This is a genomic window from Polaromonas sp. P1_G2 (genome assembly GCF_056405515.1).
This window is the reverse complement of record NZ_JBFUBY010000847.1, coordinates 1-536: the sequence shown is the minus strand read 5'-3', so window position 1 is coordinate 536 and position 536 is coordinate 1. Positions and strand designations below refer to the sequence as shown.

Here is a 536-nt window from a genome sequence, read left to right as displayed (position 1 = left end):
GCTCATACCAGCGGCCGTAGGAGGCGCCGATGCCGGTGCGGTGGAATGGCGCGCCGAGCTTGATCGTGCCGCCTTCCGCGCCGCGCGCAACATAGGGTGAAGCAACCAAAGTCGCGGCGCCCGCGGCCATGGACTTGAGCGCCGTGCGGCGCGTGATGGCAGAGCCTGCCGAAAAGATCGAATTGGTCATTTGGCGTTCCCCAGTTTTCGTTTTGAACCTATGTCGACGCAAAATCGGACGCAAACAGAACCCCAGAGGGCTCATTCCCCATACGGAGCTCTCCGGCTCCTTAGATCGTATGTGTACGAAAGATTATGCGGGTTTGCAGACGGCTGTCAATTGTTTTGCTGGGGCCCGATCCTGTCATAAAAAGCGGCCATCAATCGACCTTGCGGAAGGCGCGGCTGGAAACCGAAATGGAGTTCAGGCAGGGATCTTTGGCGTTGGCGAAAGAGTAGCCGTCGGCCTGATGAATCGGGCCGAATTCAAGCCCGTTCCCGGCACTTCGGGCGCAGAAGGCTTCGACGTCTTCGAC

The 536-nt window shown here is 59.3% G+C and carries 1 pseudogene; it reads right to left on the bottom strand.

The features are described 5' to 3' along the window. A pseudogene (locus AC1D0P_RS27945) lies at nt 1–190 on the bottom strand (hypothetical protein); the annotation flags it as partial. Nucleotides 191–536: the final 346 nt, after the last annotated feature.